Origin of the sequence: Paraplanobispora siamensis (genome assembly GCF_016863175.1) — a bacterium.
GTDB classification, from domain to species: Bacteria; Actinomycetota; Actinomycetes; order Streptosporangiales; family Streptosporangiaceae; genus Planobispora; species Planobispora siamensis.
Window position 1 is genome coordinate 19503 of sequence record NZ_BOOJ01000075.1, and the last position, 14412, is coordinate 33914.

10 protein-coding genes are annotated in these 14412 nt (G+C 73.6%); 9 read left to right on the forward strand and 1 reads right to left on the reverse strand.

What is annotated here, in order from left to right; genetic code table 11:
• Nucleotides 1-6: 6 nt before the first annotated feature.
• From Psi01_RS37875 to Psi01_RS37905, 7 genes are all read left to right on the forward strand, one after another.
• The gene (locus tag Psi01_RS37875) at nt 7-3453 is read left to right on the forward strand and encodes an acetyl-CoA carboxylase family protein (protein WP_204069001.1); all 3447 of its coding nucleotides are present in this window, start codon (nt 7-9) and stop codon (nt 3451-3453) included.
• A 113-nt stretch (nt 3454-3566) separates the two neighbouring features.
• Nucleotides 3567-4637, forward strand: a complete 1071-nt coding sequence (locus Psi01_RS37880) for a YihY/virulence factor BrkB family protein (RefSeq protein WP_204069002.1) — start codon at nt 3567-3569, stop codon at nt 4635-4637.
• A 958-nt stretch (nt 4638-5595) separates the two neighbouring features.
• Nucleotides 5596-6702, forward strand: coding sequence for a methyltransferase domain-containing protein (locus Psi01_RS37885; protein ID WP_204069003.1), 1107 nt, complete (start codon nt 5596-5598; stop codon nt 6700-6702).
• Between the two features lie 608 nt (nt 6703-7310).
• Complete coding sequence (pip, locus tag Psi01_RS37890) at nt 7311-8282, forward strand: prolyl aminopeptidase (RefSeq protein WP_204069004.1); 972 nt, start codon at nt 7311-7313, stop codon at nt 8280-8282.
• A gap of 393 nt (nt 8283-8675) precedes the next feature.
• Nucleotides 8676-9041, forward strand: a complete 366-nt coding sequence (locus Psi01_RS37895; RefSeq protein ID WP_204069005.1) for an RNHCP domain-containing protein — start codon at nt 8676-8678, stop codon at nt 9039-9041.
• Nucleotides 9042-9072: 31 nt separating this feature from the next.
• On the forward strand, nt 9073-9480 hold the full coding sequence (locus tag Psi01_RS37900) for an RNHCP domain-containing protein (protein ID WP_204069006.1): 408 nt from the start codon (nt 9073-9075) through the stop codon (nt 9478-9480).
• A gap of 113 nt (nt 9481-9593) precedes the next feature.
• Entirely contained in the window at nt 9594-11402 is a 1809-nt protein-coding gene (locus Psi01_RS37905) for a diguanylate cyclase (protein ID WP_204069007.1), read from the forward strand.
• Between the two features lie 117 nt (nt 11403-11519).
• On the opposite strand, the gene Psi01_RS37910 is transcribed toward Psi01_RS37905, so the two are convergent.
• A complete protein-coding gene (locus Psi01_RS37910) occupies nt 11520-12392 on the reverse strand; it encodes a sulfotransferase family protein (RefSeq protein WP_204069008.1) in 873 nt (290 codons plus the stop codon).
• A 291-nt stretch (nt 12393-12683) separates the two neighbouring features.
• Between Psi01_RS37910 and Psi01_RS37915 the strand changes: the two genes are divergently transcribed.
• Complete coding sequence (locus Psi01_RS37915; protein WP_204069009.1) at nt 12684-14015, forward strand: FAD-binding oxidoreductase; 1332 nt, start codon at nt 12684-12686, stop codon at nt 14013-14015.
• Between the two features lie 111 nt (nt 14016-14126).
• The gene (locus Psi01_RS37920; protein ID WP_204069010.1) at nt 14127-14351 is read left to right on the forward strand and encodes a hypothetical protein; all 225 of its coding nucleotides are present in this window, start codon (nt 14127-14129) and stop codon (nt 14349-14351) included.
• The last annotated feature ends 61 nt before the right edge of the window (nt 14352-14412 follow it).

The window sequence follows — 14412 nt, forward strand, 5'->3', positions numbered from 1 at the left end:
AGCCCGATGCGCCGTACCCCGACGTTGCTCATCGCCAACCGCGGGGAGGTTGCCGTACGCGTCGCGCGTGCGGCCGCCGACCTGGGCTGGCGTTCGGTCGCGGTCCACTCCGCCGACGACGCGCGGTCGCTGCACGTACTGCACGCCGACGAGGCGCGGCCCCTGCCGGGGCGGGGCGCGGCGGCCTACCTGGACATGGGACGGGTGCTGGAGGCGGCGGCCGGGGCCGGGGCCACGCACCTGCATCCGGGCTACGGCTTCCTCAGCGAGAACGCCGAGTTCGCCCGGCGCTGCGCTGAGGCGGGGATCGTCTTCGTCGGGCCCGCACCCGGGACGCTGGAGCTCTTCGGCGACAAGGCGGCGGCCCGCGCCCTGGCCGGGCGGGTGGGGGTGCCCGTCGCCCCGGGCACCGCGCAGGCCGCCACGCTGGAGGAGGCCGAGGCGTTCATGGCCTCGCTGGAGGGCGGCGCCGCGGTGGTCAAGGCGCTGGCGGGCGGCGGAGGCCGTGGCATGCGGGTCGTGCGGGACCGGGACGGCCTCGCGGCGGCCTACGCCGCGGCCGGTGCCGAGGCCCTGGCCGCCTTCGGGGAGGGCGGCCTGTACGTGGAGGCGCTCGTCGAGAACGCGCGGCACATCGAGGTGCAGATCGTCGGCGACGGCGACCGCGTGGCGCATCTGTGGGAGCGCGACTGCACCGTGCAACGCCGCCACCAGAAGCTGCTGGAGTTCGCGCCCGCCCCGGCGCTCGATCCCGGCCTGCGGGCGGAGCTGATCGAGGCGGCCCTGCGGCTGGCCGGCGCCGTCCGGTACGAGGGGCTGGGCACCGTCGAGTTCCTCGTCGGCTCCGACGGCCGGTTCTTCTTCATCGAGGCCAACCCCCGCCTGCAGGTCGAGCACACCGTCACCGAGGAGCTGACCGGGGTCGACCTCGTGATCTCCCAGCTGCGGCTCGCCGACGGCGCCACGCTGGGCGACCTGGGACTGGACGGCCGCCTCGACCCCTCTCTGCCGCCTCCGGACGGCGCGGCCGTACAACTGCGCGTCACCATGGACGACCCGTCACCCGGGGGGAGAGCGGGCGTCCCGGGTGTTCCGGGCGCTTCGGGTGACCCCGACGTCCCGAATGTTCCGGACGTTCTGGGCGGGACGCTGCGGGCCTTCGAGCCGCCCGGCGGTCCCGGCCTGCGGGTCGACACCTTCGCCTACACCGGGTTCACACCCGGCACGGGCTTCGACCCCCTGCTCGCCAAACTGGTCGTCTCCCGCCGCGGGAACGACCTCGAGGCGCTGGTACGGCGGGCGGCGCGGGCGCTGGCCGAGTTCCGCGTCGAGGGGGTGCCGACCAACATCGCCCTGTTGCGCGCCGTACTCGACCGGCCGGAGATCCGCCGGGCGGAGGTGACGACGGCCTGGCTGGAGGAGCACCTGCCCGAACTGGTCGCCGCCGGCCGGGACCTGCCGCCGGGGCGCTTCTTCGCCGGTCGTACAGCGGACGGCCATGCAGAGGACGGCCGTACCGGGGAGACACCGCCCGCGTCGGCGCCCGCCGCGGCTTCCGCGACCGGAGGCGGGATCGGGGAGGGCACCGGGCCGGAGTCCGCGTCCGGGACCGAGACCTCCGCACCGCCCGGGACCGTGGCGGTGGGCGCGCCCACCTCCGGTGTCGTGGCCGCCGTCGAGGCGCGGCCGGGTGCGGTCGTACGGGCCGGTCAGGTGCTGGCGGTCCTGGAGGCCATGAAGATGCACTTCACGGTCGAGGCGCCGGTGAGCGGGCGGGTCCGCGAGCTGGCCGCCGCGGTCGGCGACACCGTCGCCGGCGGACGCCCCGTGCTGTTCCTGGAGCCGCTCGGCGAGCACGGCGACGATCACGACCTGCCCGACGCGCCCGAGCGGGACCTGGACCATGTCCGCCCCGACCTGGGCGAGGTGCGCCGCCGCTGGGAGCTGACCCGGGACGAGGCCCGTCCCGAGGCGGTGGCCGCCCGGCACGAGCGCGGCCACCGTACCGCCCGGGAGAACGTGGCCGCCCTGCTGGACGACGGCAGTCTCAACGAGTACGGCGCCTTCGCCCTCGCGGCCCAGCGCCGCCGCCGCGGCGAGGAGGAGCTGCTGCGGCGCAGCCCGGCCGACGGTCTGATCACCGGTGTCGGCACGGTCAACGCCGACCTGTTCGGCGACCGGGCGACCTGCGCCGTGGCCGCCTACGACTACACCGTCCTGGCGGGCACGCAGGGCTACAACAACCACCGCAAGCTGGACCGCCTCATCGAGCTGGCCGGCCGGTGGAGGTGGCCGCTGGTGCTGCTGGCCGAGGGCGGGGGAGGGCGCCCCGGCGACACCGACGCCCCCTGGGTCTCGGCCCTCGACACCACCTCGTTCGTGCGCTTCGCGGCCCTGAGCGGCCGGGTGCCGCTGGTCGGCGTCGTCAACGGCCGCTGCTTCGCGGGCAACGCCGCGCTGCTGGGGTGCTGCGACGTCATCATCGCCACCCGCGGCGCCACGATCGGCATGGGCGGTCCCGCCATGATCGAGGGAGGCGGGCTGGGGACCTACCTGCCCGAGGAGATCGGCCCGGTGAGCGTGCAGGCCCCCAACGGCGTGTGCGACATCGTGGTCGACGACGAGGAGCAGGCGGTGGCGGCCGCGCGGCGGTACCTGTCGTACTTCCAGGGCGACCTCGCCGAGTGGTCGTGCGCCGATCAGCGGGAGCTGCGCTTCCTGCTGCCGGAGGACCGCAAGCGCGTCTACGACGTGCGCCGGGTGCTCGCCACGCTGGCCGACACCGGCTCGGTGCTGGAACTGCGGGAGTCCTTCGCCCCCGGGATGATCACCGCGCTGGCGCGTTTCGAGGGCCGCCCGTTCGGCGTGCTGGCCAACGACCCCGCCGTCGTCGGCGGGGCGATCACGGCGCAGGGCGCCGACAAGGCCGCCCGCTTCCTCAACCTGTGCGAGGCGCACCGGCTGCCGGTGCTCTCCCTGGTGGACACGCCCGGCTTCATGGTCGGGCCCGAGTCCGAGCGGGAGGCGGCCGTGCGGCACGTGTCCCGGATGTTCCTGCGGGCGGCGAAGCTGACGGTCCCGCTGTTCAGCGTGGTCCTGCGCAAGGGGTACGGGCTGGGCGCCCAGGCGATGACGGGCGGCGCCTTCCACTCCCCGGAGCTGAACGTCGCCTGGCCCACGGGAGAGTTCGGCGGCATGGGCCTGGAGGGCGCCGTGCGGTTGTCGATGCGACGCGAGCTGGCGGCCGTCGCCGACCCCGCCGAGCGGGAGAAGCTCTTCCAGGACATGGTCGCCCTCGCCTACGAGCAGGGCAGGGCCGTCAACGTCGCGGCGCACCTGGAGATCGACGCGGTGATCGACCCCGCCGAGACGCGGCAGTGGCTGGGCCGCGCCCTGCGCGCCTCGCCCGTGCCGCAGGACAGGGGAGAGGGGGTGTTCGTCGACGCCTGGTGACGGGGCCGGAGGCCGGGTGCGGCGGTTTGCCGTGCCGGGTACGGCGGTCCGCTGAGCCGGGTGCGGCGGTCCGCTGTGCATATCGCGATTTTTCCGGCATCCTTCTCACCGATATGGGAACCGCGACACGGGTACCGCAGACCCGGAGCATGGGCGGCGAGGAGCTCTCCGCCGATCACGCATGGGAGACGCTGCGCAAGTACGGCAGGTGGCATCTGGCCCGTGACTCTTATGTCCGGTTCCGGTACGGCGACGGCATGACGAACTCCCGCGCGCTGGCCTTCCAGGTCTGCCTGTCGATCATCCCCGGCGCCATCGCCCTCGTGGGGCTGAGCTCGGTGATCGACCAGGAGCGCCTGGGCCAGGTGCTGGAGCTGACGCTGAGCCACCTGGCGCCGGGACCGGGAGCCGAGGCGGTCCAGGACGTGCTGGGCGACAGCCACCGGAGGGTGAGCAGCACCGGTGGCGCCGTCGCCCTGTGGCTCGGCCTGATCACCGCGCTGGTCTCGCTGACCAGCGCCATGGCCCAGATCGAGCGCGGCGCCAACCGCATCTACGGGGTGGAGCGCGACCGGCCGTTCCACCGCAAGTACGGCAGGGCCCTGCTGATGGCCGTGACCGCGGGCGCCTTCATGACGGCGGGGTTCGTCATGATGGTGGGCGGCGGCGCGATCGGCCGCGCGCTGGCCGAGGTCTACGGCTGGGACGAGCCCGCCAGGAACGCCTTCGTGCTGATCCGCTGGCCGCTGGGCTTCCTGCTCGCACTGATGTCCACCTCCGTACTGTTCCGCGCCGCCCCGCGCCGCAGACAACCCGGCCACACCTGGCTGGCCTTCGGCGCCCTGGTGGCCCTGGTCCTGTGGACCGTCTTCACGCTGCTGCTGGCGCTGTACACCGAGAGCAGCGGCACCTTCGGCGCCACCTACGGCCCGCTCACCGCCGTGATGGCCCTGCTGCTGTGGGCCTTCCTCAGCTCGATGGCGCTGTTCCTGGGCCTGGCCTTCGCCGCCCAGCTGGAGGCCTGCCGCGCCGGAGACGCCACACCCAGCGGCCCCGACCCCGGCCCCACCGCGGAGGAAGAGCGCGAGCCCCTGGTGGGCGCCGTGGGCTCGGCGATCATCGCGGCCGTACGGACCACACTGCGGATCCTGCGCCGCAGGACCGGCCAGCCGGGTAAGCCCTGAAGCGGCGGCGGGTGGGGTAGGGCGGTGCGCGCCGGACATCGGGCTTGTCCGTGGAGCGCGTCCCAGGCGGGTCTGCCTGTGAGGCGTGTCCGTCCGGGCCGTGGACCCGCCCGTGGGACGTGTCCCGGGTGGGCCGGGTGTGTTGCCCACCCACGCTGCGCCGCACGACAGTCGAGTCTGCCTGGGACACCAGGGCGCCGGTCGCCTCGGAACTCGGCGGGCGCCGAGCCGTGGAGGCTGCCCCCGGCCACGTCCCACAGCCGATCACCGATGCTTGATGATCTCCACTGGGCCCTCGGCCTACTGATCATCACCGGCATGGGTCATGCATCGGTGACCCCGTCATCCGGTCACTGATCGTCTGCGACCATCGGCCGGACGTCGAAGGTGTTCGCCTGGCTGCCATGCGGCGCAGCCTGGGTGGCGACACCCGGTCCACCGGGGACACGCCCCACGGGCGGGCCCACGGCCCGGACGAACGTACCTCACAGGCGGACCCACCAGGGACGTGCCCCACAGGTAAGCCCACGGCCCGAACGGATGTCCTCCACGGATGGGCCCACGGCTCGGACGGACGCACCTCACGGACAGACCCACCGCTCGGCCGGGCGCACTTCACCGATAGGTCGATCACTCGGCCGGTCGGGTGTGCTTCACGGGTGGGCGACACCCGGCCTGCCAGGGACGCGCCCCACAGGTGGGTCCACCGCCCGCCGGAGGATATTCGGTTGAGGCCCGATCCCGGGCCGTCCTACGATCACCGACCATGACGTTCTTTTTCCGCCTCCGTTAACACCCGTCGGCGAAGCGAGGAAGACCCCGTCGCCGACGAGGCGGGGTGGCGACGTGCCGCTCCGGGTTGACGTGGGAGAAGAACGATCATCATGCGCGTTCGCGCGATTTTTCTCACCGCTCCGCGTCCCGGCCTCCTCGCCGTCCCGTGACGGCGGCGAGTCTGGTGGCACGGTGCGTTCACGGGCTGGAGCCGATACTCGCAGAGGAGATCCTCGAGCTCGGGCTGGGCACGATCACCCGCATGGGGCCCAGGGAGGTCCATTTCCGCACCCGGGGGCCGCAGCCGCGGGTCACCGGCCTGCGTACCGCGGACGACGTGTTCCTGCTGGCCGCGCGCTGTGAGGACGTCGGCGCGGCCAGGAGGGACGCGGCCGGGCTCGCCCGGCTGGCCGGCCTGGCCGACCCCGGCCGGCTGCTGCGGCTGCGCGGCGAGCACGGAGGACCGGGCGCCTTCACCGGGGTGGAGGTGTCGGCTTCGTTCGTGGGCGGGCGCAACTTCAACCGTTATGACGCCGAGGACGCGGTCGGCCGTGCCCTGGCCCGGCGGCTGGGGGTCGACTACCACTCACGGCGGGCGGGGACGGCGCCCCCGGCCGGCCACAGCGGGTGGCGGGTGACCCTCGACGGCGCGTACGCCACCCTGATGCTGCGTGTCGCCGGCCGGCCCCTGCACCGCCGCGACTACAAGCGGTGCTCGATTCCGGGGACCCTGCACCCTCCGCTGGCGGCGGCCATGGCGCGCATGGCCGGCATCCGCCCCGGCCACCGGGTCCTCGACCCCTGCTGCGGCGCCGGGACGCTGCTGATCGAGGCGGGCGGGCAGCAGCCGGAGGCTCGCCTGTACGGCTTCGACCTGGCATGGGAGGCGCTGCGCGCGGCGGGGGAGAACGCCGCGGGCACGCCCGTGACCGTGGGCCGGGCCGACGCCGGCCGCCTGCCGGTGCCGGACGGCGCCGTCGACCGGGTGCTGAGCAACCCGCCGTGGGGAGGGCAGGTCACGGCGGGCGGGCTGCTGGCCGCCGCGCCCTCGCGCTGGTGGGCGGAGCTGCGCCGGGTCCTGGCGCCCGGCGGGCAGGCCGTGGTCCTGCTCCCCGACGTCGGCGGCCTGGCCGCCGGGATCGCCCAGGGGCTGGTACCGACGCACCTTCAGCGCATCCGGGTCTCGGGGGCCGTCTCGTTCCTCGTCCGGCTGGCGTCGTCCGGCGGGCCGTCCGGGATGACCGGGTGGAGGCCGACGGCGTCCAGCCCTGCCGGCAGGAGGAGCCGGTGACTCCGTCGTCGCAGCCTTCGACGATGAACCGGTAGGGGCCGGTGGTGGCCTGCCGCACCCGGATGCGCCCGCTGGTGCCGCCACCGGACTCGCGCTGCTCCCCGCCCACACTCCGTTGAGGTAGACGTCACGCGAGGAGGTGACGGGGCAGCCGAGGGCGCTGTTCTGCCGCCCAGCCGGTTTCGGCGGGTACCGATGCGGCCGCCGACGGAGATCCCGCCGCCGCACGGGGCCGTCCGGGACACGGCCGCCGAGGCCGGGGTCGTGGACGCGGCCTCGGCGGGGGAGGCGAGCGCGAGGCCGGTCGCCACGGTGGCGGTGGCGGTGGCGGTCAGGCCGAGTACGGCGCGGTGGATGTGTCCCATGGTGTTCTTCCTTCCATCGTCGAGCGGTGTGCCGAGCTCGACGATGTCCTCTGCGGGCGGTCCGGCGGATCCTGGCTGTCCCGGCTCCGCCCGGGGGTTTTCCCTGGTCCTGCGCCCGGGTTCTCCCGTCTCGGCCTTCCGTTCCGGCCTTCCGTTCCGGCCTTCGGCCTCCCGACCCCCCTTCCCGTGCCCTCCCGACAGCAGGGTGGCGCATTTATGACAGCGCTGTTGTATTTTGGGGCGATGTCTTCTCCGTATCCTCCGATCGAGCCCTACGACCACGGCCACCTCGACACCGGCGACGGCAACCTCGTCTACTGGGAGGCCTGCGGCAACCCCGACGGCAAGCCCGCGCTCGTCGTCCACGGCGGTCCCGGGTCGGGCTGCAGCGAGGGCCAGCGCCGCGGCTTCGATCCCGAGCGCTACCGCATCATCCTGTTCGACCAGCGCAACTGCGGCCGGAGCCTGCCGCACGCCGCCGATCCGGCCACCGATCTGACCGCCAACACCACCCACCACCTGGTCGCCGACATGGAACGGCTGCGCGAGCACCTCGGCGTCGAGCGCTGGCTGCTGTACGGCGGATCGTGGGGTTCCACGCTGATGCTCGCCTACGCCGAGGCCCACCCCGAGCGGGTCTCGGAGATGGTCATCTGCGGCGTCACCATGACCCGGCGTTCCGAGATCGAATGGCTCTATCAGGGGGTCGGGCGGTTCTTCCCCGAGCAGTGGGAACGCTTCCGCGCGGGGGTGCCCGGATCCGCGCGCGACGGCGACATATTCGGCCTGCTGGCCGCCTACGCCCGGCTGGTCTCCGATCCCGATCCCGAGGTACGCGCCAAGGCCGCCCACGACTGGACGGCCTGGGAGGACGCGGTGATCTCCCTGGAGGTCAACGGCAGGCCGAACGCCTACAGCGACCGCCCGCCCGCCGCGTTGCAGGCCATGGTCCGCATCTGCAGCCACTACTTCTCCAACGCCGCCTGGCTGGAGGAGGGCGTTCTGCTGCGCGAGGCGCACCGGCTGGCGGGCATCCCCGGGGTGCTCATCCACGGCCGCTTCGACCTGGGCGGGCCGCTGGAGAACGCCTGGCAGCTGGCCCGCGCCTGGCCCGACGCTCGGCTGGTGGTCGTGGAGGACTCCGGGCACACCGGCAGTTCGACCATGAGCCATGAGGTCATGACCGCTCTGAACGGCTTCGCGGGCCGGACCTGAGCCGGAGCGGGGCGGGGGCGGGCGGGGCGGGAAAAATCGTTCGCGATCGGAGGCGGGGCGCTGTTAGCCTCCGTGACGTCCTGTCGGCGGATCCCGGGCTCCCACGCTCCGGGACGACCTTGGGCCTCGCGCCCTGGAAAGTAGCGGTCAATGCCCCGGTCCTGGTCAGCGCCCGGCGTGCCTCGTGGCACCGCGGTCGGATCCCGCCGCTGACGCATCACACGCACGCGTCACTTCGTACGCGTCGCTCCGTACCGGCCTGACCTCCGCCGTGACGGCCTGTCCCGCCCGCGCGCCGCGCGGGCGGCATCGGCCGTGACCACCGTCTCACGAGACACGCTCGGCGCTCCCTTGCTGCCCTGAATCACGAAATCCGGCAAGGAGCCACCCGAGATGACCAACACCGGTTCCCGCTCTGTACTGCGGACCGAGACCTTCGCCTGCGTGCGCTGCGGCCTCACCGTGACCGCGCTGGCCCCGGACGGCAGACGGCGCAACCACTGCCCGAGCTGCCTGCACTCCCGGCACATCCTCGACCATGTCGAGGGCGGGCCGTCCGAATGCCGTTCGCGGATGACCCCGATCTCCATCGCGGTGCCGCGCAGCGGCGACTGGATGCTCATCCACCGCTGCGTGCGCTGCGGCGAGCTGACCTCCAGCCCGCTCAGCGGCGACGACAACCAGCTCCTGCTCATGCGGCTGGCCGTACGGCCGCTCGCGCAGCCGCCGTTCCCGCTGGAAGGGTTCGGTGACCTGTGAGCGACGGACGAGGATGAGGGGGGACGCCGCCATGCCACGACGTAAACCGCATCAGCACAGACCGCAACGGCGCAAAGAGGTGCGGCCCCGGCCCGGCGGGCAGGGCGACGCCTTCCGCTGCGTCGGCTGCCGCCTGGAGGTGCCGCTGGCCGCCCCGGGCACCGCCCACCGCAACCACTGCCCGACCTGCCTGACCAGCCTGCACGTCGACCGCCGGGTGCCCGGCGACCGCCGGTCGACGTGCAGGGGCCGGATGACGGCGTTGGGCGTGGAGGTACGGGGGGACGGGGAGTGGGTGATCATCCACCACTGCCTGGCCTGCGGCGAGCTCAGCGCCAACCGCATCGCCGGGGACGACAACGCCTTGGCCCTGCTGCGGGTGGCCCTGCGCCCGTTGTCCGGCCCCCGCCTGCCCCTGCTGCAGCGCGGCGCTCTCTAGGGAGCCGGATCTTCCCGCCTGCCGCGGTCGCGAACGCCTTTCCCGTCGCGCGGTCGGATGAATGCCTCATATCCGAACGCGGCTCGCCGATGGAGTGGGGAATCACCGGACAGATGACGGAGGGGCTGGGGATGGCAGGGCGGCCGTTGCTGGCGTTGCTGTTCGTGGTCTCCGCGGTGGTGGCCGCCTGGGTGGCCGCCGTCGGGTGGCGGCGCCGCGGGTCGGCGTCGGCGGTCGGCGCGCTGGCGTTCGTGGCGGCCTCCATCGCCGGATGGTCGGCGATGGACGGGCTCGTCGTCATGGCGGTCGACGCCGGTACGGCGCGCATGCTCCAGGCGGCGAAGTTCCTCGCCGTGAGCCTGGTGCCGGCGGGGCTGCTGTGCCTGGCACTGGCCGTGGTCGACCGCCGGTGGCACCCCGCGCGCCGTACCGTGGCGCTGCTGGGCATCGAGCCGGTCCTGGTCCAGATCGCGATCCTCACCAGCCCGTGGCATCACGGCTTCTTCCGGGCCACGGACACGGCCGATCCGCTGGGCGTGGTCACACCCGAGGTCGGCCCGCTGTTCTGGGTCCACACCGTCTACAGCTACCTGCTGATGGCCGCGGCCATGGCGCGGCTGGTGCGGGCGTCGATCGTCGGCCCCCCCGCCCAGCGCAAGCTGTACGTCAGCGTCCTGGCCGGCGCCCTGGCGCCGATAGCGGCCAACGCCGCCAGCCTGACCAGACTGGTGCCCGTCACCGGCCTGACCTCGGTCGGTTTCTCGCTCACCACGGTCATCATCTACTGGGCGCTGGTGCGCCGTTCCCTGCCCGAACTGGTGCCGGTGGCGCGTGACCGGGTCTTCGACATGATCGGCGACGCGGTGGTCACCATCGACGCCACCGGCCGCATCCTGGACCTGAACGCCGCCGCCGAGCGCATGCTGCGCCGGCTGCGTCCCGGCCTGCCCGACCGGCTGGCCGGGCTGTCGATGGTGGACCTGCTCGGCGCGCTGCCGTCTCCCGAAGGCGGGCAGAGCGATGCGACCTTCACCGACGCCGCGGGCTGTGAGGTCGATCTGGACGTGCACTCCAGCGTCCTGTACGACCGCCGGGGAGGTCACGCGGGCTGGGCCGTGATCACCAGGGACGTCACCGCCCTGAACCGGCAGCGGCGCGATCTGCAGCAGGCCAACGCCCGGCTGCAGGAGAAGCAGGACGAGCTGGAACGGACCAATACCCGGCTGCGCGACAAGCAGGACGAGCTGGAGCAGGCCAACGCCCGGCTGCGCGACAAGCAGGACGAGCTGGAGCAGGCCAACGCCCGGCTGCACGACAAGCAGGACGAACTGGAACGCGGAAACGCCCAGCTGCGCGCGCAACTGCGCACCATCGAGCTGCTCCGCGCCGACCTGGCCGAGCAGGCGGCCCGGGACGCGCTGACCGGCCTGCACAACCGCCGTCACCTGATGCAGCACCTGACCTCGGCGATCATCGAGGCTGACGACGACCGGCCGCTGAGCCTGGCCCTGCTGGACATCGATCACTTCAAGCAGGTCAACGACCGCTACGGCCACCGCGCCGGTGACGAGGTCCTGGTCGCCTTCGCCGAGCTGCTCGGCCGGCAGGTGCGCCGCAGTGACATCGTGGCCCGCTACGGCGGGGAGGAGTTCGTGGTGGTGTTCGCCGGAGCGGACGCCGAACAGGCCCGGGCCCGTATGGACGCGCTGCGTGAACGGCTCGCCGAGCGGTCCGTGGAGGCCGACGGGCACCTGCTGACCGTCACCTTCAGCGCCGGGGTGGCCACCGCGACGCCGGGGATCAGCGCCGACGACCTGCTGCACGCCGCCGACCAGGCGCTGTACGCGGCCAAGCACGGCGGCCGCAACCAGGTCCGGGTGGCCGGGGCACCGGAGCCGGGGACGTCGCAGAGCGCCGCGTGAACCTGCCGCGGTGAGGAGCCGCCCGCGAGCGCGGGGTCAGGGGCACTCCGCACGGCGCAACCTCCTCGGGACGAGGTCAGAGGTGTTCCGGTGCGGCGCAGCCTCCTCGGGGCGGGGTCAGAGGTATCCCCAGGCGGTGCAGATCTCGCGCAGCGGTTCGGGGACCTCCTCGGGGGCGGGCAGCGGGCGGCCGTTCTGCACGCGTCCGCTGCGGATCTTGTCGCGCCAGTCGCCGATGCCCTTCTCGAACACGCCGTGGTCGTGCTCGCCGTAGCTCGGCATGCCGGGATCGAAGTCGACGCCGAGGAAGGCGCAGACCCGGCGCAGCTCGCGTTCGGGGTTCCCGACGAGCGCCTCGTAGGTCAGGTCGAGTCCCGGATGCCGTTGCCTGGCCTCCTGCAGGTAGATCATGTACTGCAGGGTGTGCCGGACCGCCTCCTCCATCGGGCGGCCTTCGGGGTCGGCCTCGTGCCAGGAGCGGGCGATCGAGGCGGGATGCCGCATCAGGTGGATGAAACGGGCGTCCGGCCAGCACGTGGAGATGCGCCGGTGGGCGAAGACGTTGCTGGGCGTCTTGTCGACGATGACGTCCTTGCCGCTCCTGACCAGCTCCCGGTGGAGCATGCGGTCCCACAGGATGTGCTCGATGTCGCTCACGGAGTGGCCGAGCATGCTCATGGCCTGCCGTACCGGATCGGTGGTGAGGGTGACGGCCAGCCGCCGGATGTGCAGCTCGTGCGGCGCGTGGACGCGCGGGTGGCTGTTGAGCATGACGCGCAGCAGGGTGGAGCCCGACCTGACGGGCGAGAGTACGAAGACCGGCTCGCGCAGCAGGCGGTCGTTGGCGGGGTCGGCCGGAGGCCGGGGCGTGTCCGCGGGGGGAGCGGGGGGAGCGGGCGGCGGGGCAGGAGGCGTCTGCGGCCGCGGCCGGGTGATCGTGTATCCGGTGACGCCCTCGATGGCGGCGTTCACCCTGCTCTTCCATGCCATGGGGCCGCACTCTAGGAAGGCCAGGTGTCGCGGGGGTGAACGCCGCCTGTGGGTCCGCCCGGTCCCGTCCCGGCCGCGATCCGCTCCCGGCCGCGATCCAGGCCGGGCCGTCATCCGGGCCGAGGCGTCATCCGCGCCGGGCCGTCTCCGCGCCGGGCCGTCTCCGCGCCGGGCCGTCTCCGCGCCGGGCCGTCTCCGCCCGAAATATAGTCACGAATCTTGACTATCAAGTTTTGTGACTATACCGTGGAATCAGCCGGGGGATCCGCCCGGCGGAAGGAGGAAGCCGACATGACCGCTCACACGCCCATCTCCTCCGCCGCGCTCCGCCTGCGCGGCGTCTTCACCGGCCCCGTCCACCTGCCGGGTGAGCCGGGCTACGACGAGCGGCGCCGGCCGCTGTACGCGCCGATCGACCCCCGTCCCGCCCTGATCGTCGAGGCCGCGGACGCCGGAGACGTACGCGCCGCCGTCACCGTCGCCCGCGAGCACGGGATGCCGCTGGCGGTGCAGGCCACCGGGCACGGCACCCACGACCCGGCCGACGGCGGCCTGCTGCTGCGGACCTCGCGGATGTCCAGGGTGATGGTCGACCCGGACCGGCGGCTGGCACGGGTGGGCCCCGGCGCCTGCTGGGGCGAGGTGCTCGCCGCGGCCGCCCCGTTCGGCCTGGCGCCCCTGTCGGGCTCGCACTCCTCGGTCGGCGTGACCGGCTACACCCTCGGCGGCGGGGTGGGCTGGCTGGCCCGCAGGTACGGCTTCGCCGCCGACAGCGTCCTGCGTGCCCAGGTGGTCACCGCCGACGGGCGGATGGTCACCGCCGACGCCGACGGCGAGCACGCCGACCTGTGGTGGGCGCTGCGCGGCGGAGGCGGATCCTTCGGCGTGGTGACCGCGCTGGAGTTCGCGCTGCACCCGGTCGAGCAGGTCTACGCCGGTACGGCGTACTTCCCGATCGAGGGGGCGGCCGACCTGCTGACCCGCTACCGCCAGTGGATCCACGACGTGCCGGACGAGCTGAGCACGGCCGTCCTGCTGACCACGGCGCCCGACGCCCCCGGCGTCCCGGGCCCGGTGCGCGGCAGGCGCGTCGCGGCGATCAAGGTCATGTCCACCGGGCTGCCCGGTGACGCGCGCCGGCTGCTGCGCCCGCTGTGGCTGGCCGCGGGCGGCCCGCTGGCCGAGGACCTGCGCCTGGTGGGCTACGCCCGCGCGGAGATGGGCGGCACCGGCCCCGCCCACGTCGACCTGTTCGACGACCTGCCCGACCCGGTCATCGACGCCCTGACGGGGGTCGGCGGACCGGCGACCGTGGAGGTCAGGCACTGGGGCGGCGCGATGGCCGAGGCCGGTCCCGACGCCGGTCCGGTCGGCAACCGCCGTACCCCGCTGTCGGTGGTGGTCGACGCCGACGTCCCCGGCCTGGCCGCGGCCCTGCGCCCGCACGCCACCGGCGGCTCGTTCCTCAACTTCCTGCACGACACCGGCAGGACCGCCACCGCCTACACCCCCGAGGACCACCGGCGCCTGAGCCGGATCAAGGCCGCCTACGACCCCGAGAACGTCTTCGCCGTCGGCCACGTGATTCCTCCGGCCCGTCTGGCGGTGCCCGCAGCCAGGTGAGCGGGGTAAATCCTGCGGAAAGGCCGGACGGCGCAGGTGCCCGCGCCACGTGAACGCCCCGTTCCTGGGTAAGAGGCCTGCGATCTTGCCGACGAGCCCGTGGGAGGGAACATGAGTGGCAGTGCTGGACAGGAAGGGCGTTCCCCGGTCGAGCGGGGGGACAGCGAGGAGGCCAGCGGCGCCCCGCTGACTCCGACCGAGGAGGAGACCTCCAGGCGCCCCGCGGGCACCCCGGCGGCCACCCCGCCCGCCAACGCCGAGGATTCCGACGACCCCAACACGGCCGGCGGCTCCCGCAGCCGGCCCGAGGAGCTGAACCCCGACGACTTCGAGTGAGAAGGCCGTACCGGCGCCCTCCGGCGCCGGTACACCTTCCTCATGCGGCGCGGGCCGGGGT